The 23,807-nt window shown below is 69.8% G+C and carries 20 protein-coding genes; 4 read left to right on the forward strand and 16 right to left on the reverse strand.

All coding sequences use genetic code 11. The annotated features are described in order from the left end of the window. Positions 1 to 68: 68 nt before the first annotated feature. From H4W30_RS31825 to H4W30_RS31850, 6 genes are all read right to left on the reverse strand, one after another. Positions 69 to 1,388, reverse strand: a complete 1,320-nt coding sequence (locus H4W30_RS31825; RefSeq protein ID WP_192746146.1) for a DNA polymerase IV — start codon at positions 1,386 to 1,388, stop codon at positions 69 to 71. After that, positions 1,375 to 1,698 (reverse strand): transcriptional regulator, encoded by a 324-nt coding sequence (locus H4W30_RS31830; RefSeq protein ID WP_034320046.1) that lies wholly within the window; start codon positions 1,696 to 1,698, stop codon positions 1,375 to 1,377. The genes H4W30_RS31825 and H4W30_RS31830 overlap by 14 nt, the downstream gene beginning before the upstream one ends. Next, positions 1,695 to 2,324, reverse strand: a complete 630-nt coding sequence (locus tag H4W30_RS31835; protein WP_192746147.1) for a hypothetical protein — start codon at positions 2,322 to 2,324, stop codon at positions 1,695 to 1,697. Before H4W30_RS31835 ends, H4W30_RS31830 begins: the two co-directional genes overlap by 4 nt. Positions 2,325 to 2,344: 20 nt before the next feature. Further along, positions 2,345 to 3,076, reverse strand: coding sequence for an ABC transporter permease (locus H4W30_RS31840; protein ID WP_192746148.1), 732 nt, complete (start codon positions 3,074 to 3,076; stop codon positions 2,345 to 2,347). After that, complete coding sequence (locus H4W30_RS31845; protein ID WP_192746149.1) at positions 3,073 to 3,975, reverse strand: ABC transporter ATP-binding protein; 903 nt, start codon at positions 3,973 to 3,975, stop codon at positions 3,073 to 3,075. Before H4W30_RS31845 ends, H4W30_RS31840 begins: the two co-directional genes overlap by 4 nt. A 144-nt stretch (positions 3,976 to 4,119) precedes the next feature. Further along, positions 4,120 to 5,676 carry an alpha/beta fold hydrolase gene (locus H4W30_RS31850; RefSeq protein WP_192746150.1) on the reverse strand — a complete coding sequence of 519 codons (1,557 nt, stop codon included), beginning with the start codon at positions 5,674 to 5,676 and terminating at the stop codon, positions 4,120 to 4,122. A gap of 290 nt (positions 5,677 to 5,966) precedes the next feature. Here H4W30_RS31850 and H4W30_RS31855 point away from each other — a divergent pair, with 290 nt between their 5' ends. Continuing rightward, entirely contained in the window at positions 5,967 to 7,139 is a 1,173-nt protein-coding gene (locus tag H4W30_RS31855; RefSeq protein WP_192746151.1) for a macrolide family glycosyltransferase, read from the forward strand. 105 nt (positions 7,140 to 7,244) lie between these two features. Here the strand turns inward: H4W30_RS31855 and H4W30_RS31860 are convergent, their stop codons facing one another. The 5 genes from H4W30_RS31860 to H4W30_RS31880 form a co-directional block, all read right to left on the reverse strand. After that, positions 7,245 to 8,981, reverse strand: coding sequence for an aminotransferase class V-fold PLP-dependent enzyme (locus tag H4W30_RS31860; protein ID WP_192746152.1), 1,737 nt, complete (start codon positions 8,979 to 8,981; stop codon positions 7,245 to 7,247). Then, on the reverse strand, positions 8,978 to 9,745 hold the full coding sequence (locus tag H4W30_RS31865) for an amino acid ABC transporter ATP-binding protein (protein WP_318780703.1): 768 nt from the start codon (positions 9,743 to 9,745) through the stop codon (positions 8,978 to 8,980). Before H4W30_RS31865 ends, H4W30_RS31860 begins: the two co-directional genes overlap by 4 nt. Further along, the gene (locus tag H4W30_RS31870) at positions 9,738 to 10,637 is read right to left on the reverse strand and encodes an amino acid ABC transporter permease (RefSeq protein ID WP_192746153.1); all 900 of its coding nucleotides are present in this window, start codon (positions 10,635 to 10,637) and stop codon (positions 9,738 to 9,740) included. The genes H4W30_RS31865 and H4W30_RS31870 overlap by 8 nt, the downstream gene beginning before the upstream one ends. Next, a complete protein-coding gene (locus H4W30_RS31875; RefSeq protein ID WP_192746154.1) occupies positions 10,624 to 11,592 on the reverse strand; it encodes an ABC transporter substrate-binding protein in 969 nt (322 codons plus the stop codon). The genes H4W30_RS31870 and H4W30_RS31875 overlap by 14 nt, the downstream gene beginning before the upstream one ends. 340 nt (positions 11,593 to 11,932) lie before the next feature. Beyond that, positions 11,933 to 13,150, reverse strand: a complete 1,218-nt coding sequence (locus H4W30_RS31880; protein WP_192746155.1) for a glycosyl hydrolase family 8 — start codon at positions 13,148 to 13,150, stop codon at positions 11,933 to 11,935. Positions 13,151 to 13,292: 142 nt separating this feature from the next. Here H4W30_RS31880 and H4W30_RS31885 point away from each other — a divergent pair, with 142 nt between their 5' ends. After that, positions 13,293 to 13,694 (forward strand): TIGR03618 family F420-dependent PPOX class oxidoreductase, encoded by a 402-nt coding sequence (locus H4W30_RS31885; protein WP_192746156.1) that lies wholly within the window; start codon positions 13,293 to 13,295, stop codon positions 13,692 to 13,694. Here the strand turns inward: H4W30_RS31885 and H4W30_RS31890 are convergent. From H4W30_RS31890 to H4W30_RS31910, 5 genes are all read right to left on the reverse strand, one after another. Then, the gene (locus H4W30_RS31890) at positions 13,691 to 14,230 is read right to left on the reverse strand and encodes a TetR/AcrR family transcriptional regulator (protein WP_192746157.1); all 540 of its coding nucleotides are present in this window, start codon (positions 14,228 to 14,230) and stop codon (positions 13,691 to 13,693) included. The two genes, H4W30_RS31885 and H4W30_RS31890, sit on opposite strands and share 4 nt — an antisense overlap. Then, a complete protein-coding gene (locus H4W30_RS31895; protein ID WP_192746158.1) occupies positions 14,230 to 15,795 on the reverse strand; it encodes a long-chain-fatty-acid--CoA ligase in 1,566 nt (521 codons plus the stop codon). Before H4W30_RS31895 ends, H4W30_RS31890 begins: the two co-directional genes overlap by 1 nt. Positions 15,796 to 15,863: 68 nt before the next feature. After that, positions 15,864 to 17,069, reverse strand: coding sequence for a GTPase (locus H4W30_RS31900; protein ID WP_192746159.1), 1,206 nt, complete (start codon positions 17,067 to 17,069; stop codon positions 15,864 to 15,866). Further along, positions 17,066 to 18,832, reverse strand: a complete 1,767-nt coding sequence (locus H4W30_RS31905; protein ID WP_192746160.1) for a dynamin family protein — start codon at positions 18,830 to 18,832, stop codon at positions 17,066 to 17,068. Before H4W30_RS31905 ends, H4W30_RS31900 begins: the two co-directional genes overlap by 4 nt. Positions 18,833 to 18,953: 121 nt before the next feature. Then, the gene (locus H4W30_RS31910) at positions 18,954 to 20,027 is read right to left on the reverse strand and encodes an IniB N-terminal domain-containing protein (RefSeq protein WP_192746161.1); all 1,074 of its coding nucleotides are present in this window, start codon (positions 20,025 to 20,027) and stop codon (positions 18,954 to 18,956) included. Positions 20,028 to 20,321: 294 nt separating this feature from the next. Here H4W30_RS31910 and H4W30_RS31915 point away from each other — a divergent pair, with 294 nt between their 5' ends. After that, complete coding sequence (locus H4W30_RS31915) at positions 20,322 to 21,455, forward strand: Hsp70 family protein (protein ID WP_192746162.1); 1,134 nt, start codon at positions 20,322 to 20,324, stop codon at positions 21,453 to 21,455. Further along, complete coding sequence (locus H4W30_RS31920; protein WP_192746163.1) at positions 21,452 to 23,803, forward strand: helix-turn-helix transcriptional regulator; 2,352 nt, start codon at positions 21,452 to 21,454, stop codon at positions 23,801 to 23,803. The genes H4W30_RS31915 and H4W30_RS31920 overlap by 4 nt, the downstream gene beginning before the upstream one ends. Positions 23,804 to 23,807: the final 4 nt, after the last annotated feature.

Raw genomic sequence — 23,807 nt, forward strand, 5'->3', positions numbered from 1 at the left:
GTGTTCGCCCTCCAATCACGCGAGATACGTCTCTGATCACGCGAGTTACGCGTTCGAGCACACGCCCCTCAGGCCAGGCAGTCGCCGGGCTCGCCCCGGCGCAGTGCCGGATCCTCCTGCGGAAAGGTCCGCGCCACCCCCGGGCCGCTGGTGCGCGTCTCGAACCGGACGGTCACCCGCCCGTGCCCGGCGCCCTGCACCCATCCGGTTCCGTACGCGTCGTGCACGACGTCGTCCCCGGGCCGCCAGCTCGACGACGACACCGGGGCCGCCGGCGCGGGCGCTCGCTCGACCACGGGGGTCTCGGCGGCCGGAACGGAAAGCGTGAACAGCGGATCCTGATGCGGCACCGAAAGCCCCGAGAACGCGACCCCGGCCAGCCGCACCCCGCCGAACTCGGTCGGATCGATCAGCAGCCGTTCCGCCATCGCGGCGAGCTGGTCGAATTCGTCGGTGGGCGAGGCCATCGTCTCCGAACGCGTCACGGTGCTGAAGTCGGTGTGCCGCAGCTTCACCACCACCGTCCGCGCGACGCGTTCGGCGTTGACGAGGCGCCGGTGCGCGTGCACGGCGAGGTCGCGGACCTCGCGCCGCAGGCTCGCCAGGTCGATCAGGTCCCGGTCGAACGTCGTTTCGGCGCTGACCTGCTTGAGTTCCGCGCGGTCGGACACCGGCCGGTCGTCGACACCGGTGGCCAGCCGCCGCAGGTCCCGTCCGACCACACTGCCCAATGTGGACACCGCGTCGGCGTCGGAGAGCGCGGTCAGCTGGCCGAGTGTCCGGACGCCGATCGCCCGCAGTTTCCCTTCCGCCACCGGGCCGATCCCCCACAGCACCCTGGTCGGCAGCGGCGCGAGGAAGTCGCGTTCGGTGCCCTGGTCGACGACGAGCAGCCCGTCCGGTTTCGCCAGATCGGACGCGACCTTCGCGACCTGCTTTCCCGACGCCGCCCCGATCGACGCCACCAGGCCGATTTCCGACCGGATGTGCTCCCGCAGGCGCGCGCCGAACTCCCGCACCTCGTCCGAGGAGGCGCCGGCCAGTGAAGGCGGTTCCGCGAAGGCCTCGTCGAGGGAGATCCGTTCCAGCACGGGCGCGTACGTGGCGACGAGGTCGAACACCTGGGTGCTCAGCAATTCGTAGAGTTTGAACCGCGGCGGCAGGATCACCCCGTTGGGCGGCAGCAGCCGCCGGGCCTGCGACATCGGCATCGCCGATTTGATCCCGTGTTCGCGTGCCTGGTAACTCGCCCCGGCGACCACGCCACGCGGCCCCGCTCCGCCGACCAGCACCGGACGCCGCGCCAGGGTCGGCCGGGTCAGCTGTTCACAGGAGGCGTAGAACGCGTCCATGTCGAGGTGGATGACCCACCGGTCATGCGCGCCCATCGCCCGGCACCTCGAGAAGACGGTGCAGGGCCTTCGTGTACTCCTCGAACGCGGCCCGGCCACGGGTGGTCAGCTCGACGAGCGTCACCGGCGTGCGGTGCTCGAACGCCTTCGTGATCTCGACGTAGCCGGCGTCCTCGAGTTTGCGCAGATGGGTCGACAGGTTGCCCGGCGTCATGTCCAGCAGTTGCTGCAGCCGCGGGAAAGTGATGCTGTCCCCCGGCCCCAGGCTCGACAGCGCCACGGTGACCCGCAATCGCGCTTGCGCGTGGATCACCGGGTCGAGCTGGGGCAACCCGTCTTCGCTCATCGCGCCCGCACCAGGAACACCAGCGACGCCACCAGGAAGCCACCGCCGCCCGCGAGGCTCAGCACGAGGAAGTTGTACGGGCCTCCGGCCAGCACGCTCGCCGCGCCGCTCGCGATGATCCACACGCCGAGGCCGTACTGCAGCCTGCTCTGCCACAGCATCCCGCCGGCGAGGTACATCAGGCCGGTCAGCATGAGCGAGGTGCCGGACCACAGCAACGGGATCAGCTCGGTGCCGAGGCCGAGGCGGATCAGCGCGGTGTTCACCACCGTCAGCCCGCCGAACGCGATCAACCAGCTCCACCCGTACATCGCCCCGACGAGCCGGGACGGCCCGTGCACCCCCCGGCTCGTCCGGATGCCGTAGATCGCCGCATACACCATCGCACCGGCGAACCCGGCGACGGTGATCGCCCCGGCGGCCCACAGCGGCATCAGCGCGGTCGGCGGGGCGGAGAGGTAGATCAGCCCGAAACCGAACAGCCACACCAGTCCCCAGACGGCGAGCAGCACCGCCGGATTCGGCCCGATCTCGCGGCGGGTCTTCTCCGCCTGCGTGGCGATGAGCGCCAGCGACTCCTCGGGCGTCATCGGCCGCTCGTCGCCGTCCCGTTCATCCTCCACCACCTCGGAAAACTAACACGGGTTCACAGTCTCGCCGTGTCTAGCCGGAACCTCGCCATCACCACGAGCGCGGGGATCACCAGCCACGCCGCGAGCACTCCCACGGCGGTCAGCGTGCCCGCACCGCCGAGCACCGGCGCGCGCCCGATCTCACCGAGCCAGTACGTCGGCATGAGGTGCCCGGCCGTGTTCATCCAGGCGGGCAGGACCTGCAGCGGGATCCACAGCCCGCCGAACATGCCCAGCGGCAGCATCAGCGCGCCGGTCACGGCCTGGACGGTGTCGCCCTTGCCGAACAGGCCGATCATCAGGCCCAGCACCGCGAAGGGCAGCGTCCCGAGCCAGAGGGTGCCGAAGATCGTCAGCCACTGGCCGGTTTCGAGCCGGATGCCGCGGATCATCCCGGCCGCGAAGATCACCAGCAGCACGGGCAACGCGACGAACAAGCCCGCCGACACCTTGACCATCAGGTAGCCCGGCGCCCGCATCGGGGTCAGCCGCAGGGTGCGTTGCCAGCCGTCGGTGCGCTCGGTGGCGACGCGGGTGCCGGTGAACAACGCGGCGGTCATGGCGCCGTACGCGGCCATGTTCACCATGGTCACCGTCGCGGTCGAGACCCCGGGAGCGATGTCGCGCGCGCCGAAGATCCCGCCGAACAACAGGAACATCGCCAAGGGCATGCCGATGGTGAACAACGCGAACTGCGGGCTGCGGACGATGCGCTTGATCTCCAGCGCCAGGTAGTTCAGGTTCATCTCACGGCTCCTTCGGCCTCGTCGGCGGTCAGCGCGATGAAGGCTTCTTCCAGTCCCACAGCGGTGATTTCGATGTCCGCCGCGAGCGGGAACTCGCGCAGCAGGCCGCGGATGGCGGCGTCGGAATCGGCACAGCTCAGTTCCGCGTGCCCGGCGCGCAGCACCGCGCGCGACACCCCGGGCAGCGCGGCGAGCGTGGCCTCGGTGGCTTGCGGGACGACGGCACGCAGCACGCGCCCGGCGACCGCGGCCCGGACCTCACCGACCGGGCCGTCCGCGACCACCCGGCCGTGCCTCATCAGCACGACACGGTCCGCGTAGTCCTCGGCCTCGGCGAGGTAATGCGTCGCGAAGAGGACCGTGCGGCCCGTCTCGGTGTACTCGCGCATCGACGCCCAGAACCGGCGGCGCCCGTCGACGTCCATGGCCGCGGTCGGCTCGTCGAGCACCAGCAGGTCCGGGTCGCCGACCAGCGCGAGCGCGAACCGCACCCGCTGCTGCTCGCCGCCGGAAAGCTTCCCGCAGCGGCGGTTCGCGTATTCGGTGACGCCGGCGCGCTTGAGCACCTCGCCGACCGGCAGCGCGTTCCGGTGCAGGGACGCGAACAGGCCGACGAGTTCGGCGACCGTCGCGTCCCGCAGCAGCGTCCCGTTCTGCGCCATCGCGCCGACCATCCCCCGGTCCATCGCCTCGCTCGCGCCGAGCCCGGCGACGCGGACCTGGCCGGCGTCCGGCCTGCTCAGGCCCAGCAGCATGTCGATGGTGGTCGATTTGCCCGCACCGTTCGGCCCGAGTAGCGCCACCACCTCCCCCGGTGCGGCCCGCACACTGACGTCGTCGACGGCCAGGACGTCGCCGAAGCGCTTGACCAGCCCTTCGAGACTGAACGCGTCCGCCATGACTTTCCCCCTTCGAGCACTCTGAACCACAAAGCTCACCCGCACTTTGTAACACAAAGTCCCCTGTCGCGGAAACCCCCTGAAGCGCGTGAAGGCCCCCTTCCCTCGGCTGAGCCGAGGGAAGGGGGCCTTCACGCGCATTGCTTAGGCGGGCACCCGGGAGGTGGCCGAGTCAGGAACCGAAGCGGGTGCCGGAGGCGGCACCGGGAGCGGCAGCGGCGCGCATTCGACGTCCGCCGTGCGCCCGGGCTTGCGGTCGGGCAGCGCCCCGGTCGCCAGGTAGTCCGCGATCCGGTTGTCGACGCAAGCGTTGCCGCGCGGGGTGATGGCGTGGCTCGTGCCGCCCGGCTGACCGATCAGGCGAGCACCCGGGAACCGGCTACGCACCTCGAGGCTGCCTTCGTACGGCGTCGCCGCGTCGAGGGTCTCGCCGATCATCAGCACACTCGGCACCTTCGAGCCGTCGACCTTCACCGGCTTGGCGGGCTTCGCGGGCCAGTACAGGCAAGGCCCGTTGAACCAGGCGTTCTGCCACGTGAAGTACGGCGCCTTCTCGTACGTGCGCCAGTTGTCGCGCTTCCACTGCTGCCAGCTCGGCGGCCACTTCACGTCGGTGCACTGGACGGCGAGGTAGACGGCGTACCCGTTGTCGTCACCGCGGCCGCCGAAGGCCTCGAACAGCCCCTTCATCGTCTGCCAGTCGCCCTGGTTGACGAACTTCGCGAGCGCGTCGCCGAGCAGCGTCCAGCGCAGCTGGTAGTACGACGCCTGCTGGAAGACGTCGAGGAACTCGTCCGGCCCGATGTAGCCCCCTGCCGGAACCGCTGCCAGCTTCTTCAACTGCTCGTCGAAGACCTGCTTCACCGCGGCCTGGGTCTTGCCGAGGTGGTACACGTTGTCGTGCGACGCGACCCAGCCGAACCAGATGTTGAGGTTGACGTCGAAGGCGACGTCCTGGTTCAGGTTGGCCTGGTACCAGACGTTGCGGGGGTCCACAGTGGAATCGAGGACCATCCGGCGGACGTGCTGCGGGAACAGCGTCCCGTACACCTGACCGAGATAGGTTCCGTAGGAGTACCCGTAGAAGTTCAGCTGCTCCACGCGGAGCGCCTTGCGGATACTTTCCATGTCCTTGACCGTGTCGGTCGTCTTGATGTTCTCCAGCAGCGCGCGGCTGTTCTTCTCCGCGCACGCGTCGGCGTAGGACTTCGAACGTTGCAGCCAGGTCTTCTCCAGCTGCCGCGTGGTCGGCACGTAGTTCGGCCGGTTGTAGTCCATGTAGTCCGGGATGCACGAAAGCGCCGGCTTGCTGGAGCCGACACCGCGCGGGTCGAAACCGACCCAGTCGTAGGCGTCGCCGGCGCGGTTCGGCACACGCGTCCCGCGGGTGGCGAGCAGCAGCCCGGAGCCGCCGGGCCCACCGGGGTTGGTGAGCATGACGCCTTGGTACTGCGCGTCGGGCGTCTTGTGCTTGACGCGGCTGAGCGCGAGCTGGATCTTCTCGCCGCGCGGCCGCGAATAGTCCAGCGGAACGGGCAGGTAACCGCATTCGGCACCCGCGTTGATCAACGTCTGATCGGTACAGGCGCCCCAGGTGATCGTCTCGGCGGGTTGCGTCTCTTCCGCGGCGACGGCGGGCGTGGTCACCGCGACCGACGCGAGCGTGGCGACGGCCAGCGCGGTGATGAGCACACGTCTCAAGGTTTCTCCCTTTCCCTCCAAAGGTGAAAGCCCCGAAACCCTATCCACGTCCATGACCTGCGGAAGCCTTCCGGCGAAGGTCCCTACCAACGGCGGGTCCCGATCGCGGCAAACCGGGCAACCGGTTAATCGGTTGGGCGGCTTCGCCGGGATCGCTAGGCTGTCGATCATGATCTACTTCATCCGCATGCGCACCGCCTGAGACGGCGTGACCGCAGGGCCTCCCGCGATCGGGAGGCCCCCTTTCTGCGCGCCGTCTGACATTCCTTCACGAATTCAGACAGGACATCATGCAGAACAAACACATCGCCATGATCGGCAGCACCGCGCCGAGCCACATCTATCCGTCGCTGGCGATCATCCGTGAGCTGGTCGCTCGCGGTCACCGGGTCAGCTACGCCGTTGGCGAGCCGCTCACCGGGTTGATCGAGCCGACCGGGGCCGAGGTGGTCGCGCATCCGTCGATCCTCCCGCTCGGTGATCAGGCGGCGTGGCCGGAGGATCCGGCGTCGCAGATGCGGGTCTTCCTCGACGAGGGCATCCAGGCGATGCCGGTGCTCACCGATTTCTACGACGACAACCGCCCGGACCTGCTGCTGTACGACATCGGCGGGCTCCCGGCTCCGCTGCTGGCCAGGCGGTACGACGTTCCCGCGGTCCAGCTTTCCCCGACGTATGTCGCCTGGGAAGGCTACGAAGAGGACATGGGCGAGATGCTGACCGCGATCCGGACCTCACCGTCCGGAAAGGACTATTTCGCCACGTTCACCCGCTGGCTGAACGAGAACGGCATCGAGGCCGACGCCTGGGACTGGATCTCCCATCCGCCCCAGGTGCTCGCGCTGCTGCCGAAGGCGATGCAGCCGAACGTCGAACGCGTGCCGTCGTCGGTCCGGTTCGTCGGCCCGGCGCTGGACCCGGAACGTCTCGCCGACCGGAGCTGGACCCCGCCGTCCAGCGGCAGGAAGGTCCTGCTGATGTCGCTCGGCACGGCGTTCACCGACCAGCTCGACCTGTTCCGCGCCTGCGTGGACGGGTTCCGCGACTCAGACTGGCACGTCGTCATCTCGATCGGCCAGACCGATCCGGCCGAGCTCGGGCCGCTGCCCGAGCACATCGAGGTCCATCGGTTCGTGCCGCAACTCGCGGTGCTGGAGGCCGCGTCGACGTTCATCACGCACGCCGGCATGGGCGGCAGCACGGAATCGCTGTGGTACGGCGTGCCGACCGTCGCGATCCCGCTGGCCACCGACGGTTTCGGCAACGCCGCGAAACTGGCGGAACTCGGTGTCGGTGAGCAGCTTCCTGCCGACGAGGTGACGGCCTCGACGCTGCGCGCCGCGGTCGAGCGGGTGGCCGGTTCGCCCGAGGTGGCCGCGCGGCTCGCCGAGGTCCAGGCCGAGACGCGCGGGAACGGCGGCATCGACAAGGCCGCCGACGCCGTGGAGTCCTTCCTGAGCTAGGCCCCTTCGCGTAACTCGCGTGATTGGAGGCAGAACTCGCGTGATTGGAGGCAGAACACCGTGTTACGCCTCCAATCACGCGAGATCGCCTTCTGATCACGCGAGTTACGCGTTTCCGCCCGCCCGGATCTCGTTCAGGTAGTTGTAGATCGTGTAGCGCGTGACGTCGAGTTCTCCGGCGAGGTGGTCCACCGAGTCCTTGATGAGGAAGAACCCCGCCTCGTCCAGTTCGCGGACCACGGCCGCCTTGTGCCGTTTCTTCATCAGGTCCACCGGGATCCCGGCCTTCGCCACGGCGCGCCCGACCAGGAACCGCTGCAGGCTGTCGACATCCGGCGGGAACGTCTCCGGTTCGTGCCCGTCGGCCTTCGGCGCGCCGTCGGACAGCCGGTTGACGCACAGGCAGCCGATCGCGACCCCGTCGGCGTCCCGCAGGAACAGCGTCGAAGACCGGATCGCCCGGCCGTCGGGGCCGTGGGTCTCGTAGTTCGTCAGGTCCTGCGTGGTGCCGCGGCGGACCAGGCCCAGCAGCAGATCCGTCATCGGCCCGCCGACCGTCCGGCCGGTGAGGTCACCCGCGATGGCGACGATCGAGTCCGGCAGCCTGCTCAGGTCGTGCAGCAGGACCTCGTTGCCCGGCCCCAGCATCGCCGCGAGCGCGTGCACCGCCGGGACGAGCGCGGTGAGCAGCTCACTCGACGCCGCTCCGGCCGCGGGAACACTGGAGAACACCGTGACCGGCTTCTTCAGCCGCTCCAACGCCGAACGCACCTGTTCCGCCGCGCTCGCCGGAGTCGACGCGTGCGGCGACAGCCGGACGTGTTCCGGCCGCACGGTCGCGGCGATCCCGGCGTTCGCCAGCGCGGAGCCCACTTGTTCGGCCGCGTGCCCCGGCAGGGTGAAGGCGAGAATGCCCGCCCGCCGGTCGACGGCCGAAACCACTTCCCCGCCGACGGATTTCACGACCTCTTCGAGTTCGCCGACCCGTTCGGCGATCCGGCCGGCGATGGCTCCGACGCCCGCCTCCTCGACCAGCTCCAGCGCGGCCGCGAACGCGCCCGACGTGATCGGGCTCAGGTTGGAGATCGACCACGAGGCCGCGGTCTCGTCGGCCGGATGGATCTCGTCGTCGAACAGTCCCGGATCGCGGGCACCGGTCCAGCCGGACAGGATCGGCTCCATCCGCTCCAGCGCGCGGTCGGACAGCACGGCGAAACCGGTGCCCCAGCCCGCCCGCAGCCATTTCTGCCCGCCGACGACGAGCACGTCCGCGACCTCCCACGGCGCCTCGGTCACCCCGAAGCCCTGGATCCCGTCGACCACGAGCAGCCGGTCTCCCACCGCTTCACGGATCGCCGCCAGATCGGCGCGGTACCCGGTCCGGAAGTCGACCGCGCTGACGCTGACCAGCGACGTCTCCGGCGTCAGCGCCGCCTTGACCGCGTCCGCGGTGACGTTCCCGAGCGGCAGCCGCCGCACGGTCAGCCGCCCCGCCTGTTCGGCGCGCGCCCACGGGTAGGTGTTGGCCGGGAACTCCGCCGCCGACACCAGCGCCTCGCCGCCGGGCGCGTTGAACGCCGCCTGGAACAACCCCAGGCTGGTGTGCGGCAACAGCACCGTGTGGTCGGTGTCGCTGCCCGAAAGCCGCGCCGCGGCGGCCTTGGCCCTGGTCTCCTGCCGCATCAGGTCGTCCACAGTGGACGGACCGGCCTTGGTCGAGGCGTCGAGCAGGCTCGCCGTCGTGTCGAGCACGGCGTGCGACGGCGGGCCGAACCGCGCGAAGTCGAGGTACCCGGCCGGTTCGTCGAACTGCAGCAGGTACCGCGGGGAGATCCGCGTCATGCGAGGACCCTGGCCAGGAACTGCTTGGTCCGCTCGTGCTTCGGGGCACTCAGGATCTCCCCCGGCGGCCCGGTCTCGACGACCATGCCGTCGGCCATGAACACCACCTCGTCCGCGGCCTCGGCCGCGAACCCCATCTCGTGCGTCACCACGACCATCGTCATCCCCTCCGCGGCCAACGTACCCATCACCGCCAGCACCTCGCCCACGAGTTCCGGGTCGAGCGCCGACGTCGGCTCGTCGAACAGCATCAGCTTCGGTTTCATCGCCAGTGACCGGGCGATCGCCACCCGCTGCTGCTGCCCGCCCGACAGCTGCGCCGGGTAGGCGTCGGCGCGGTGCGCGAGGCCGACCCTGTCGAGCAGTTCGAGCGCCTGCTGCCGGGCCTCTTCCATGGGGACACCGAGCACCCGCACCGGCCCTTCGACGACGTTCTGCAGCGCCGTCCGGTGGCCGAACAGGTTGAATCGCTGGAACACCATACCGATGTCACGCCGCTGCCGGGCGACCTCGCGTTCCTTCAGTTCGTACAGTTTGCCGTTGCGGAGCCGGAAGCCGATCGGCTCGCCGTCCACCCAGACCTGACCGGCGTCGATCGTCTCCAGATGGTTGACACAGCGCAGGAAGGTGCTCTTTCCCGCGCCCGACGGGCCGAGCAGGCAGACCACCTGTCCTTTGTGGACTTCGAGGTCGATCCCGCCGAGCACCTCGGTGTGGCCGTAGCTCTTGCGGACGCCGACGGCCTTGAGCAGTGGCTCAGACACGTTCACTCCTCACCAGCGGGGCGGTGCGCAACGCCTTGGCGGCACGCGAGAACGGGCTCCTCGACCGGTCTTCGGCGTCGAAGGCGCGTTCCAGATAGTGCTGACCGACCCCGGCGACGGTCACCACGACCATGTACCAGACGGCGGCGGCCAGCAGGGTCTCCATCACCAGCAGGTTGTTGGACGAGATGTTGTTGGCGGCGTGGATCAGTTCGGTCACGCCGATCACCGACGCCATCGACGTCCCCTTGAGCATGTTGATGAAGTCGTTGCCCGTCGGCGGGATGATCACCCGCATCGCCTGCGGCAGCACCACGCGGCGCAGTGTCGCGCCCGGCGACATCCCGATCGACTTCGCCGCCTCGGTCTGTCCACTGTCGACACTGTTCAGCCCGGCGCGGACGATCTCCGCCATGTACGCGCTTTCGTTCAGCGCCAAGCCGAGCAGCGCCGCGGTGAACGCGGTGATCAGCACGTTGGTCTGCTCGTGCAGCAGGTAACCGCCGAACGGGAGCGGGATCGAGATGAATTCGAAGACCAGCGCCAGGTTGTACCAGATCAGGATCTGCAGCAGCACCGGAAGCCCGCGGAACAGCCAGATGTAACCCGCCGCGAACCAGCGCGCCACCGGATTCGCCGAGCGGCGCATCAGGGCGATCACGATCCCGATGACGATCGCCGAACCCTGCGCGATCACCGCGAGCAGCACGGTGTTCAGCAGGCCGACCGCCATCACCCGGTACCACAGGAACTCCGGGACGGAGTCCCACTGGATCTGCGCGTTCGCGAGCGCGATCCCGAGCAGCACCAGCAGCGCGAGGATGACGACTGCGCTGACCCAGCGGCCCCAGTGCCTCAGCCGGACGATCGGCAGCGGCTCAGCTTCCGCCATTGAGCTTCGCCTCCTTGACCGCGCCCTGCTCGACGCCCCAGGCCTGGAGGATCTTGCCGTAGCCACCGTCGGCGATCAGGGACTGCAGCGCGTTGCGGATCGACTCCGCGAGCGGCTTGTTCTCCTTGTTGACGCCGATCCCGTACGGTCCGCCGTTGATCGGCTCACCGGGGACGACCTCGAAGAACTTGCCCTCGCCCGCGGTCCGCGAGATGTAGACCGCGCTGGGCAGGTCGTTGAGGATGGCGGCGACCCGGCCGGTGCGGAGCTGGTTCTGGTTCTGCGTGTCGGAATCGGTGGCGGTCACGGTCAGCGCGGGCTTGCCGGCCTGCGTGCACTTGCCGTTCTGCTCTTCGGCGAACTTCTGGTGGCTCGTCCCCTGCACGACGGCGACGTTCTTGCCGCACAACGTGTCCGCGCCGGAGATCTGGTCGGGATTGCCCTTGCGGACCATGATCGTGATACCGGAGGAGAAGTAGTCGACGAAGTCGATCTGCGCCTGGCGGGTCTTGGTGTCGTTCATCGCGGCCATCGTGAGATCGACGCGGCCGGACTGGAGGCTGGTGATCAGCGAACCGAACGCCATGTCCTGGTGGTGCACGGTGACGCCCAGCTTCTTGCCGATGGCCTTGGCGAGGTCGACCTCGTAGCCGATCGGGGTCTTGCCGTCGGCGGCGTAGAAGTTGTTGGGCGCGGACTGCAGGTTCGAGGCCAGGTGCAGCATCCCGGCCTGCGCGTACTTCGCGGGCAGGGTGCCCGCGACGGCGGCGTCCTTCTGAACGGACTCGATCAGCGCGGCCGTGTCCGGGATCGCGGCGGGGGCGCCGGGGGCGGCGGACTCCTGGCCGCCGGCCCCGTCGGGCCCGCCTCCGCAGGCCGCGGTGACGAGCGCGGCCAGGCCGGTGAGCACGGCCAGGCGCCAGGTTCGGGTCAGGGTGAGCGGCGTCGACGGCATGACGGACCTCCACGGGGGCTTCAGGTGGTCGCCGACGCTACAACTGGCTGTTGAAGTGGTCAACTGACAGTTGAAATCTTGTCCGGTGGATGTCCGTTTCGTGCGGCTTCCACGACCACCCGCACGTTGCCCACCTGAAGTACATGAAGGGGCCCTTCATGTACTTCGGGAAGGTGTGAAGGTCGAGTTTCCTCGGCTGAGCCGAGGGAAGGGGGCCTTCACGCGCAGCCGTTGTGACTGTTGATGCAGGCGGGGCGCATGTGGCGATCAGCGAGGTTCGCGCGTGAAGGCCCCCTTCACGCGGCTGAGCCGAGGGAAGGGGGCCTTCACGCGAGTTACGTCAGACCGCGATGTAGTTCCCCGAGAGGATGAGCAGGACCTGCAGGGTGATGCCGGTGCCGTAGTAGTCCTTGGCGTTCGGCGTCCAGGTCGTGATCGAGGTCCACAGCTTGTCGAGCCAGGCCTGGCTGCCCGGGTCGTTCATCGCCGCGATGGCGAACGACGCGGTGAAGCAGGGGTGCTGACCCGTCTGCCCCGGGATCTTGGCACCCGACAGCAGGTAGCCGGTGGTGATCTTGGCCGGGTCGCCGCCGGTGTTCTGCTGGATCCAGGTGTTCATCTTCCGCACCTGCCCCTGCGCCGGGCTTCCCGACACGGTGATGCCGTCGACGCCGAGGCGCCACGGGTCACGGCAGGCGTTGTAGCTGTACTTGTCGTCCTTGCCCTCGAGGAAGTCGTACGGGGCGGGCTTCGGCGTGGAGTTCGTGTTGACCACGAAATCCGGGATCAGGCCGGTCTTCGGCGCGTACTGCTGCTGCAGCTGCGTGACCGCCTGCTCCTGCCGGGTCCGGACCTGACCCCAGAACGAGTCCCCGGTGGCCTTCTCGAACGCGCGAAGGTGACCGGGCATCCAGTCCGAGGAACGCGAGCTGTTGATGTACTTGCCGCTGTCGGCCCAGTCCGCCAGCCGCATGAACTTGGTGGTGGGGTGCACCTCGCTGCGCTTGATCGCCTTGATGATCCGCAGCGCCTCGGCCTTGTAGTTCACCGAACCGCCGCTGCCCCAGACCTTGTCGGCGAGAAGCAGGCCGTAGGCGATTTCGAGGTCGCCGTCGGTCGCCGAATCGACACCGTTGACGCTCGTGCAGCTCTCGTTCTGCTCGGCGGCGTGCAGGTCCTTGTCGATCGACGAAGGGTGCGCCTTCACGAACTTCAGGATGCCGTCGAAGACGGTGCGCGCCTGCGAGTCCTTGCCCGCCATCATCGCCGCGATGGTCATCCCGTAGCCCTGGCCCTCGGCCACGAAGGCGTGGTCGGCGTCCGGCGCCTTGACCGCGTACGTGCCCGCCCCGCACTTGGTGGTCAGGAAGTTCTTCTTCCAGTAGTCGTAGTACTTGGCGAGCGCCGCGTCCTGCGCCGACTGGGACACCGACGGACGCAGAACACCCGGCAGGTAAGGGGTTCCTTGAGTGGTCGCCGCGGTGGCGGGGGCGGTCGTGGCGACCAGCCCGGCGGTCAGCGCGGCCGCGGCCAGCACTGTCCGAACGGTCTTTCTCATCGGCTCCTCCGGAAACGTCGTTGATGGCGGCGGCGCGTTTCGAGAGTGACATCAGGGCCGGTCAAAAACAAGAGAGTTAAGAAAGTTTCCTTACTATTACCTCAAAAGACGTCTTCGTGAACGGTGGCCTAGCGTAGGCCGCATGACGATCGACCTGAGCGCGCGCGGCGAGTCCTTCCGGGACTTCTGGACCGAACGGCACCTCGCCACCCTGACCACGGTCCGCCCCGACGGGACCCCGCACGTCGTCGCGGTGGGGGTCACGGTGGACTTCGAGGCCGGGATCGCCAGGGTGATCACGTTCCGTTCGTCCAAGAAGGCCCGCCTGGTCAAGGAAGCGGGCGAACAGGGCATTCCGGTCGCCGCCTGCCAGATCGACGGACCCCGGTGGTCCACTTTGGAGGGACGCGCCGTGCTGCGCGAAGACCCGGAGTCGGTGCGCGACGCCGAAAATCGCTACGCCGCGCGTTACCGGCAGCCCAAGCCGAACCCGGAGCGCGTGGTCGTCGAGATCATCGTGACCCGGGTGCTCGGCAACGCCTAACCCGCCAGCACCAGCCGGGTGTACTCGTCGAGGATGTCGCCGAGGTCGGTGAAACCGCCCGCCGAGGACACCTGCTGATACCCGACCAGCATCGCCAGCCCGAGCGAGGTCACGACCTCGGCGCGGCGCCGGTCGGGGATCAGCTCGGCCACCACCTTCCCGACCGTCTTCACCCGGGCGTCGTCGACGCGTTTCTGCGCCACGCGAACGGTTTCGTCGTTCGCCGCCCAGGCGCGGATGGCCGCCTCCGCGCGATGCCGGAGGCCACGCGTCAGGCTCATCAGCGCGGCGAAATCCGCCTCGGGGCCGCCGGAACCGAAGTCCAGCTCCCGCAGGATCCGCACCTGCCGCTGCGCCCAGAATTCGAGCAGCGCGCCGACGAAACCCGGCCAGCCGCCGAAATGGTGGTAGAAGGATCCGCTGGTGACGCCGAGGCGTTTGCCGAGCGTGCCGACATTGAGCCCGGCGAACCCCGACTCGGCGAGGATGTCCAGCGCCGCGTCGAAGTACTTCTCGCGGCTGACGATCGACGGCATCAGACGGCCCGTTCCCGCCCTTCCCAGTACGGCCGCCGCAGGGTGCGTTTGAGGATCTTGCCGGTCGCGTTGCGCGGCAACGCCTCCACGATCTCGACCGTACGCGGGCATTTGTAGTGCGCCAGGCGTTCCCGGCAGTACTCGATGAGTTCGGTGGCGTCGACCTCCTGCCCGGGCGCGGGCGCGACGACCGCCTTGATCTGCTCACCCCAGCGCTCGTCCGGGATACCGATGACGGCGACCTCGCCGACCGCGGGATGTTCGGCGATGACCCGTTCCACCTCGGGCGAGTAGACGTTCTCGCCGCCGGTGATGATCATGTCCTTGACGCGGTCCTCGATGAAGACGAACCCGCCGTCGTCGACCCTGCCGACGTCGCCGCTGCGGACCCAGCCGTCGACGATCGTTTCGGCGGTCGCCTCGGGTTTGCCCAGATAGCCCGCCATCGCCTGGTCGGTCCGGAACCACAGCTCCCCGGGGGTCCCCGGTTCGGTGTCTTCGAGGGTCGCCGGGTCGACGACGCGCATCCCCACCGCGGGTAGCACCGTGCCCGCCGACGCCAGCCGTTCCGGCCGGGCGGCGTCGCGATGTGCCTCCGGATCGAGCGCCGTCACCACACCCGACAGTTCGGTCATGCCGTAGACCTGCACAAACCTGGTGTCCGGCCAGGCCGCGAGCGACTTCCGCAACAAGGGAAGCGGCATCGGCGAAGCACCGTAACCGAGGTACTTCAACCGCGAGAACGCGGCGACGGCCTGCTCCCCCGCCTGCATGATCCCGGCGACCACGGCGGGCACCAGGAACGCGTGCGTGACCCCTTCGGCCAGCGCGCCCAGCAGCGACTTGCCGTCGGGTTCGCGGGTCATCGTCGTCGGCTTCCCGTAATGGAAACCGATGATGGCGTAACAACTCCCGCCGACGTGGAACAGCGGCATCGCGACCAGATTGCGGTCGCCGTCGCCCATCGGGAACTGCGACCCGGCGTTCCGGCTGTGCGCCAACAGGTTCCGGTGCGTGAGCACGGCGCCCTTGGGGAAACCGGTGGTACCGCTGGTGTAGATGATCAGCGCGCCGTCGTGTTCGTCGACCTCGGGTGACAACCCGGCGGGAGCCGCGCCGACCAGGAAGTCCTCGTACTGGTCGCTTTCCCCTCCGACGACGATCACGCGCTCGACCGACGGCAGCCGATCGCGCAGTGCCTCGACGGCGGCAACCGATTCCGGGCCGGCGAAAACGATCCTCGCGCCGCTGTCGCCGAGGACGTACGCCAGTTCCTCCTGGGCGAGACGCCAGTTGACGACCGCGTTCGCCGCCCCGAGCGAGGACGCGCCGAAGGTCACCTCCAGGCAGGCGGGCGTGTTCTTGTCGACGAAGGCGACCCTGTCGCCCCTGCCGATCCCGGCGGCCGCCAGCGCACCGGTGACCCGCCTCGCCCGCTCGTCGAACTGGGCCCAGGTGAGCCGCCGCCCCTGGAACGAGAGGGCTTCCCGTTCGGGGATCGCCTTCGCCCAATGCGCGAAAAGTTCACCGAGAAGCCGAACATCCGGACGCGCGTCGTCGGGCATGCCGGACCCCTTTCGCCTGGTCAGAGCCACCATAGAGAGGTCTATGGTGACTCGGTGACCGGCAGGCGTCAAGCCACGAACAGGCTGAGCAGTCCTTCGATCGAGCGCACGATCACGCGGGCGGCCGCGCGTTCGGCGTGCGCGGCGTCGGCCCGTTCCGCCTCGTGTCGCCATCGGACGAGCGCACTTTCGGCGCCCGCGTGGATCTCGGCCGGATCCGCGTCGGGCGCGAGGCCGAGCCGCTCGGTGGGCGACAGTCCCTGCGCGCCGAGCAACCGGACGGCCTCCTCGGCGAGCTCTCCGGACAACGCCGTGCGGCCGCCGCGGATACCGGCGATGAGCCGTAGCTCCCGGAAGTCGTGGGCCGCCGCGGCGAAACGCTCCACGCGCGCGGCGAGCCGGTCACCGTGCGGAAGCGGCTCCGCGGCGAGAAGACCTTCCAGCCGCACCACCGCCGTACGCGCCTTCAGCGCCTCGGCACGCGCGACGAAGGACCCCGCGAGCGTGTCCCTCAGGTCGCCGAGACCGCTGCGGTGCACGAGTTCCGCCGACAATTTCAACCTGCTGTCGCAACCGGTGCGGATCAGGGTGATCGCCAGCCGGACGCCGTAGAGCCCGAACCGCGACACCAGGTGCTTCCTCGATTCCGGCGGGACCCCCACCGGGAATGGATCGTCCACAAAGGAATCGACGGACAGGAGGTACCGTTCCAGCTCCGGCCGGGAGACCGACGCCAGCGCGCGCAGCACCTCGAATTCGTCGTCCCGCAGCGCTCGCCCCGCGTACCCGAGTTGCCCGGCGACCGCGATGACGCCCTGGAACCCCGCGCAATCCGGGTTCTCGCGCCAGGCCCGCCGCGCCAGCTGTTTCGCGGTGAGCAAGGCGTCGATCCGGCCCGCGCCGACCTCGTCCGCGTGGGCGAGCACCAGCACGGAGTTCACCGCGGTCTGCCGCGCGAACGCCGAACCGCCCACCTGCCGGGTGCCCGCGAGTTCGTCGGGTTCGAGATAGCGCACCAGGCGCACCGTCGCGTCGACGTGTTCGGCGGGTGCCGGGGTGTCGAACAGCTCGATCTCACGCAGGGCCCGCGTCGGCCATTCCGCCAGCGCGGAGACCAAAGTGGACTTTCCGGTTCCCGGCGTGCCGGTGAAGCCGACGCGCAGTGGTTCGTCCAGTCGCTCCAGGCACTCCCGCAGCATCGACACCGCGTGCGGGCGATCCCGGTAGTGCGCCGCGGCTTCATTCAGGAGTTCCCGGACGTCCAGGGGGGTCACGCCGAAAGCTCCCGGCGCGGCGTGGCGCCGGTGCCGAGCGCCCCCGCCTTCCGGTGCAGGGCGGCCAGCCGGTCGATCTCCTTCTTGACCCGCTGGGTGCGCCGGTCCCGTTCGGCGGAGCCGGCGATGATCAGTTCCCGTTGCCGCGTCAGCTCTTCGGACAGCTGGTCGGACACCGCGGCGAAATGATCGCGCAGGCGCCGCTGCACCTGGCGGACCTCGTCCTTGATCTCCTTGCTGAACCGGATGAACACGTCGTCGACATGGCGCTGCGCGGCGGCCTTCGCCAGCGCTTGACGTCGCTGCAACCGGGTCCCGCCTTCGTCGCGCACGCTCTTGGTCGCGAACGCGACACCGGCGCCGAGCGACACCGGGTTGATCAGCGGCAGCCCGGCGAGACTGGTGACCAGGCCGAACATCAGCACGCCGCCGTAGGAACCGCGCAATCCGGTGAAGAGTTTCTGCCCGATCTTGAACCGCTCGATCTTGGGCGTGCCGACCTCGGGGATCGAGTCCACGCCGGATCCGGTCAGCGGCAGGTCGGGCGCGTGGCCGTAGTGCGGGCCGAAGGTCGAGGCGACGGCTTGCGCGATCCACTCCGACCGGTCGGACACCCAGTTGTAGTTCGTCTCGACGGCCTCGGCGAGGTTCTCTTCCAGCCAGGTCTGGAAATCCGGCCAGATCTGCACGGGATCGCCTTCGTCGAAGGTGCGGTCGATATGCCGCACGATCATCCGCGTCCGCTCGCGCAGGTCGTATTCGGCGTCGGAGATCAGGTCGGTGATCTCGTCCGACAACATGTTCTGCCAGCGGACGTTCTGCCGCCGCAGTTCCTCGGCGCGCCGTTGTGCCTGGTGCAGCAGGGTGACCTGGTCGACCCCGTTGTCCTGCGAGACCGCGTTGAGCCGCGTCTGGAGCGTCTCCACCAGCTCGACCGCCGCCGCGCGCACGCTCACCGCGGCGGCGAGCGCACGGGTGCGTTCGATGGGGCGCGCGGCCTGCTCCCCCACCCAGTTCAGCAGTTCCGGGAAACCGGACCGTCCGTTGAGGACGGCGTCACCGGCCTTCGCGGCGGCCTGGCGCACCGTCGCGGACACCGGGAAGACGTCGGCGACGACACCGGTCTCGGAGAGTGCCGCGCGATTACGGGCGGCGAGTTCCCGCCAGTCCGGGCTCACGTCGATCTTGGTCAGCGCCAGCACCAGCGCCGGGCACCAGGTGCGGATATGCCTTGCCAGCGCGAGTTCCGCGGGCTGGAGCTCCTGTGTCGCGTCGGAGACGAGGATCACCGCGTGCGCGTCGGCGAGGACGTCGAGGGTGGCCGCCGTGCGCGGGGACCGGGGATCCCCGATCGCCGGGGTGTCCACCAGCACCAGTCCCGTACCGAGCAGTTCGCGCGGCAGGCCGACTTCGACCCGGCGCAGCGAACCGGGCGGCCGGACTTCGAGTTCCTTGGCAAGGTCACCGACCGGCACACTCTCCCTGGCATGCCCGACCAGGGTCGCGGCGGGATCGGCGGCGTAGCCGATCTCCGTGGGAACGGCGGGCGTACTCGCGTCCCCGACCGCGCAGACCGGCGCGTTCAACAGCGCGTTGAGCAGGTAACCCTTGCCCTGCTTGGGAAAACCGACCACCGCGATCCGGGTGCCCGGCGCCCGCTGGTCGCGTCTGCGCCGGAGGCGTTCGGCCAGGTCGGCGCGACCGTGGGCGGCACAGGCGTCCAAGGTCTCGTTGAGCACGTCGAGCCAGGCGGGGGCTGTCACGGGGATGCAGTGTTCCCTTAACCAAGCGCGGAATCAATGTGGCATGGGCCAACAATGCCGTGCGGGCCCCGCGACCTGGTGCGGTCGCGGGGCCCTGGCACAAAGCTGAAAGATGTTCGTATCAGCCGATGTGGATGTCGTTGTTCGACGCGATGTCGCCGGTGCCGATGTTGACGTCACCGATGTTGCCGATGGTGCCGGTGACGTCGGAAACCGTGTCGTGGACCTCGGTGACGCCCGCGTGGTTCGCGACGTTGGCGACCTCGTTGGCCACGTTGCCCGTGACCGCGCCGGTCACGTCGCCGTGGTTGTTGGCGACGTCACCGTAGTTGTTCGCGATGTCGTGCACCTTGGTGGTGACGTCGGCGACATCGACGTGACCGATCGTGCTGGTCAGGTCGCCCACCTCGGACAGGAAGTTCGGGGCGTCGCCCGCGACACCGTCGGTGCGCGGCAGGTCACCGGTCAGGTCGCCGACGGCCGGGACCGAGTCGACGGCCGGAACCTGGACGGCGTCCACGGCGGGGACCTCGGGGGCCAGGCCGGTCGCGGTGTCGACGGCGGCGTTGGCGAGGTCGCCGGCCTGGCCGACGGACGCGGCGTCGAGGCCGCGCGAAAGGTCGTCGTTCAGGCCGAAGCCGCCGACGGTGTTGTGCGCGAGGGCGGTCACGCCGGCGGCGGCGTTCGACACGTCGGTCACGTCGGAGACGGCCGGGACGGTGGGCAGGCCCGGGACGTCGACCGGCAGGTCGCCCACGGCCGGGACGGCGGGCAGGCCCAGCTCCGGCAGGCCCGGCACGGCCGGGACACCCGGGAGGCCGGTCTCGGGCAGGGCCGGGAGGGTGTCGACACCGGGGACGGCGACCGGCAGGCCGGCGGTCAGCGCGGTGAGCTGGTCGATCGCGCCCTGGACGCCGTCGGCGCACTCGCCGTCGGTGCCGTCGACGGCGTTCGTGACGCCGAAGCCCGCCAGGTTGTCGGCGGTGGCCGCGGTGTTCCCGGTGAGGTCGGTGACGGTGCCGACCGGCACGAAGTCGAGCACCAGCGGGACGACCTCGTGCACGTCGGCGGCGTTGATGTCACCGAGGCCGGCGTCGGCCAGCACCTGCTGCGGGTTGGTGGCGAACGCCGCACGGGCCGCGGTGTCGTTCAGCAGGTTGAGGGTGAAGTCGTGCAGGGTCTGGACGGAACCCATGAAAGGACTCTCCTGGAGGTCTAGTCGGTGGGGAAGGCACAGCGGCCGGAGGGCACGGCTGAGCGCAGGTCACCGAAGTTAGTGAGCCGGTGTCTCCGGGCACATCGGGGATCACTCCCGGTCGTCGCTCACTCAGCCAATAGGGGATCGGTATGACATCGTTAGGGCGTTAGGGGCTTAACCGAGACGCACTCGGTTGGGTTTAATGCCAACCCTCACCCGGATGGGTCAAGCCGTTCAGGTGAGTGGCCCTATTTGGTCCTTAGGGGCTGGTCAAGCGAAGGAGGATGCTCGTTGCCCTACGTCCTCGGCATCGATATCGCCTCGACCCGCACCACCGCCGCCACCTGCGTGGACTCCGGCGACGGCTGGGGCGTGCCCGAGCCGTCGTGGCTCGGCGCGCGCGGCCCGGCGGCGGCGTCCGCGGTGTTCCTCGACGACGACGGCTACCTGCTCACCGGCGACGCCGCGGTCGAGGCGGGCCGGTCCGCGCCCGCCCGTCTGCTCACCGGATTCCACGAACGGGTCGGCGACGACGTCCCCGTGATCGTCGGCGGTGAACGGTTCCCGCCCGAATCCCTCAGCGCGGTCCTCGTGGACGCCGCCGTGGACCAGGCGGCCGAACGCTTCGGCGAGAAGCCGCGCCACATCGTGCTCACGCACCCCGTCGGATGGGGTTCGTTCCGCCGGGACCTGCTGCGCCGGGCGCTGGCCGAGGCCGGATTCCCCCGTGCCGCACTGGTCGCGGCGCCCGTCGCCGCCCTGCACGCGTACCTCGCCCCGCACGGCGACGTCACCGCCGGGGTCTGCGAGTTCGGCCCGGACGGCGCGGTGGTCACGCTCGCCGCCGCCGGGGTCAACGGCTGGCAGACGGTCAAAGCGGTGGAAGGCATCGAGCCCACCGAGGCCGTCGGCAAGGTCTTCGAGCTCGCGCACGGCGCCGGGATCCCGCCAAACTCCCTGGCAGGCATCGTGCTCTGCGGCGAGGCCCCGCCGGTTCCCGGCCGGACCCCGTGTCCCGTCTTCGCGTCGAGCGACCCGGCGCTGACGGTGGCGATCGGGGCGGCCAACATCGCCGCGCGACGTGACCTTCCTCAACCCGCCGTGGCGGGATCGGCCGTCGAAACCACCCTGCTCCCCCGGGTCGACGTGCCGGAAGAGCTCACCGAGCGGCCCGAACGGCCGCCGGTCGACATCACCCCCTTCCCCTTGCCAGAACGCACCGGGGCGGCGAAACTGCTCAGCCGGCGCAAGCCCCTCGTCGCCGGAGCCGCGGTCGTGGTGCTGGCCGCGACCACCCTGCTGCTCACCCTGACCACCCGAGAAGCCACCGCGGACAAGGGTCCCGAAGCCACTCCCACCACTTCGAGCTCGTGCGCGCCGGCCACCCCCGGTGCCACGCCGTCCACCCCCGAAGGTCGCTGTTGAACGCACTGCTCGACAAGCCCGGCATCATCCATCCGGGTGCCCGCAGCCTGCTCGACGAGGTGACCACCGCCCCGGAACTCCCGGTGCGGGTCACCGTCGTCGCCCCCGGCGGGCACGGCAAGACCCATCTGCTCGGCCGGCTCGAACGTCACTACGCGGCGGCGGGGGTCGAAGCGCTGCTGGTCGACGACGCCGACCAGCTCGACGACGACGAGATCGCGAAGATCAAGGCGCAGGCCGAAGAAACCACGGCGCCCGTGGTGCTGGCCTTCCGGCCGGCGGCGCGGACGACGACCCTGCGCGTACTGGCCGATTCCTTCGGCCGGTCGGTGACCTTGGGCGCGTTCGGCGTCGACGACGTCCGGCGGCTCGTCGAACACGCCGGCGGTGACGCGGCCACGGCGGAGGACGTCCACGCCAGGACCGGCGGTGTCCCGGGATTCGTGCTCCGCGCGGTCACCGGCAGGCTCGCGGACTTCCGCGGTGAGCTGGAGCAGCTGGACGACGACGTGCACCGGTACCTGATCGCGGCGGAGGCGGGCGCGGGCCGGAATCTCGATCTGCTGGCGGCGTTGCTGAACCGCGATCGCGAAGGACTGCCCGAGATCTTCGACAGCGCCAGGGCGACCGGCCTGCTCGGCGAGGACGACGCGCTGCTGCCGATCGCCGCCGAAGCCATCCGGACCTGGGGTTCCCCGGGGCGGCGGCTGACGGTGCTGCAGCGGCTGGTGGAACTCCAGCTGCGGGACGGGCTCCCGGTGCTGGAGCTCGCTCGTTCCCTGCTGGGCACGGGGAGTTCGGGCGCGAGCGCGGCCGCGGCCTTCGAGGCGGCCGCCCGTGAGGCGATGTCCGACGACACGAAACTCGCGGCGCGGTTCTACGAAGCCGCGTCCGAGGCCGGTGGGCGCGGCGCGGCGCTCACCGTCGGCTGGGCGCACGCCGCGGCGCTGGCCGGGGACCTCGACACGGCGCTGCGGCTCGGCGACGGCATGCTCGGCAGCACGTCGGACACGGACGCCCGGGCCGCGGGCGCCGAAGTGGCGGCGACCGTGCTGGCGCATCGCGGCGAACTCGCGCACAGCGCCGAGCTGTACCAATGGTCCGGCCGGGCGGGCTCGAAGGCGTTCGCCGCGATCGCGTTGCTGGGCACCGGAAAACTCGAAGCCGCTCGCGGCGTGCTGGAGACTCCCGAAGTCCCGACCCTGTTCGCCGGCGCCGCTTCACGGATGGCGCGGGCGATCACCGATTCGGTGTCCGGCTGCGGCGCGGAAACGTTGTCGGCTCTGCTGGGCGCGGCCTCGATGCTGGAATCGGCGGGCGCTCCGGCGCCGCTCCCGGACAGCCCGGCGGCCCTCGCGGCGCTGGTGGGCCTGCATTCCGGCGAACTCGCGCTGGCCGAGTCGGTGCTGAGACGCGCGGTGGACGGCCGGATCGGCGGTGACCTGCTCGCGAAACGGCATCGGCTGCTGCTCGGCTGGGTCGCGATGACCGCGGGCGATCTCAAGACGGCCGCCGAAGCCTTGATGCCGCCGGACGGCCTCGAAGCGCGCGACGAACTTTTCGCCGCCACCCTGCAGCTAGGGCTGGCGCGGCGATCGAGCGACCTTCCAGGCCTGCAACGGTCCTGGGACCGGGCGTACCAGGCTTCGATGCGTCAGCAGCCGGACCTGTATTCGTTGCTGCCACTGGGCGAACTCGCGATCGCGGCCGCACGGGGCGGCGCTGGCGCCAAACTGGCAGGCCAACTGGAGCGAGCCCACTCCGTGCTCGACGCGCTCGGCAACCCTCCACTGTGGACAGCCACCCTCCGCTGGCACGAGCTGCACGCCGCCATCACCGTCGAAGACCACGCGTCGGCGGGCGAACATCTGGCCGCGCTCAACGACTTCGCCTCCTGCGGCCGCTATCCGGCCGCACTCGCCGCCGCCGCGACCGGCTGGCTCGCCGTCCTGACTGGAACCGTCGATCCCGAGGCGATCACCGCGGCCTCTTCGGAGCTGCACGACCTCGGGCTCTGCTGGGACGCCTCCCGGCTGGCCGGGCAGGCGGCGATCCGGACCTCGGACCGCAAGGCGATGGTCCAGCTGCTGGAAGCGGCGCGGCAGTTCCAAGGGCGGGCACCGGAACCCACCGCGGCCACCGGGCTGAGCGCGCTGAGCGAACGGGAACTGGAGGTCGCCCGGCTGGTCGTCGACGGGCTGACCTACAAGCAGGCCGGGAGCAAACTGTTCATCTCGGGGAAGACCGTGGAGCACCACATGGCGCGGATCCGGGGGAAACTCGGCGCCGGGGACCGGCGGGAGCTGCTGGCCATGCTGCGGGAGTTGCTCCCCGCGGGCGAGAGCTGACGCC

The sequence above is a fragment of the Amycolatopsis roodepoortensis genome, assembly GCF_014873915.1.
GTDB classification, from domain to species: Bacteria; Actinomycetota; Actinomycetes; order Mycobacteriales; family Pseudonocardiaceae; genus Amycolatopsis; species Amycolatopsis roodepoortensis.

Excerpts from the sequence above, each read along its gene's own strand:
- H4W30_RS31825 (WP_192746146.1), bottom strand. The coding sequence starts at position 1,388 with ATGGGCGCGCATGACCGGTGGGTCATCCACCTCGACATGGACGCGTTC.
- H4W30_RS31830 (WP_034320046.1), bottom strand. The coding sequence starts at position 1,698 with ATGAGCGAAGACGGGTTGCCCCAGCTCGACCCGGTGATCCACGCGCAA.
- H4W30_RS31840 (WP_192746148.1), bottom strand. The coding sequence starts at position 3,076 with ATGAACCTGAACTACCTGGCGCTGGAGATCAAGCGCATCGTCCGCAGC.
- H4W30_RS31845 (WP_192746149.1), bottom strand. The coding sequence starts at position 3,975 with ATGGCGGACGCGTTCAGTCTCGAAGGGCTGGTCAAGCGCTTCGGCGAC.
- H4W30_RS31855 (WP_192746151.1), top strand. The coding sequence starts at position 5,967 with ATGCAGAACAAACACATCGCCATGATCGGCAGCACCGCGCCGAGCCAC.
- H4W30_RS31860 (WP_192746152.1), bottom strand. The coding sequence starts at position 8,981 with ATGACGCGGATCTCCCCGCGGTACCTGCTGCAGTTCGACGAACCGGCC.
- H4W30_RS31870 (WP_192746153.1), bottom strand. The coding sequence starts at position 10,637 with ATGGCGGAAGCTGAGCCGCTGCCGATCGTCCGGCTGAGGCACTGGGGC.
- H4W30_RS31875 (WP_192746154.1), bottom strand. The coding sequence starts at position 11,592 with ATGCCGTCGACGCCGCTCACCCTGACCCGAACCTGGCGCCTGGCCGTG.
- H4W30_RS31880 (WP_192746155.1), bottom strand. The coding sequence starts at position 13,150 with ATGAGAAAGACCGTTCGGACAGTGCTGGCCGCGGCCGCGCTGACCGCC.
- H4W30_RS31885 (WP_192746156.1), top strand. The coding sequence starts at position 13,293 with ATGACGATCGACCTGAGCGCGCGCGGCGAGTCCTTCCGGGACTTCTGG.
- H4W30_RS31890 (WP_192746157.1), bottom strand. The coding sequence starts at position 14,230 with ATGCCGTCGATCGTCAGCCGCGAGAAGTACTTCGACGCGGCGCTGGAC.
- H4W30_RS31895 (WP_192746158.1), bottom strand. The coding sequence starts at position 15,795 with ATGCCCGACGACGCGCGTCCGGATGTTCGGCTTCTCGGTGAACTTTTC.
- H4W30_RS31910 (WP_192746161.1), bottom strand. The coding sequence starts at position 20,027 with ATGGGTTCCGTCCAGACCCTGCACGACTTCACCCTCAACCTGCTGAAC.